Annotated in this window: 1 protein-coding gene; it reads right to left on the reverse strand. The window is 28.4% G+C overall.

Annotation, left to right across the window (positions count from 1 at the left end):
* The coding region (locus C4B24_RS05135) for a hypothetical protein (protein WP_210725209.1) at window positions 1–631 on the reverse strand (631 nt) is incomplete at both ends.

Raw genomic sequence — 631 nt, forward strand, 5'->3', positions numbered from 1 at the left:
CCGGAACATATCGCGTTTCGGAAATCAAGCACCTTTGTTTGCTCATAATAAAGGATTTTCAGAATCTGAAATAACAACAATGGATGATACTTTAGTTTTATTATTGGGTGTTTTTATATATTTATTGATCTCATCATAATCTATTGAAGATAAATTATTATTATTCAAGTTTATTTTAATAGGTCATGCCTTATTTATGAAAGATGTGTTTAATTTACCAGTAAATTTATTATTACTTAAATCTATACTTGAAACTATTCTGGGAACTGAGTTAAAATCAAAACTTTTTAAGTTGTTGTTTTTTAGAATAATATTTATTCTTGCTCCCACCTTTCCAAAATCCATATACTTAAAGATTTCAGGAGAAAAATAGTCAATGTTTAAAGATGAAAAGTTATAAGTTACTTCCGGGTATTTAAAGTCTTTTCCCACAACTATTGCTGCTGCAGTTTCTACATCGTCAAGTAATGAAGATTTATTTTCCAAGTATGCAATTTTAGTATTTTTAAAATTTTCTAAACTTTTTATAAAACTAGAACTTAGCTTATGAGTGCCTCCCTCATAAACCTCGCCTGAAAAAGAATATTCTTCATCTTTTGTTGCGCCACATGAAGTAACGGCAATTATTGGA

It is taken from the genome of Mycoplasma marinum, from assembly GCF_004335975.1.
Lineage (GTDB): Bacteria > Bacillota_I > Bacilli_A > Mycoplasmatales > Metamycoplasmataceae > Mycoplasma_K > Mycoplasma_K marinum.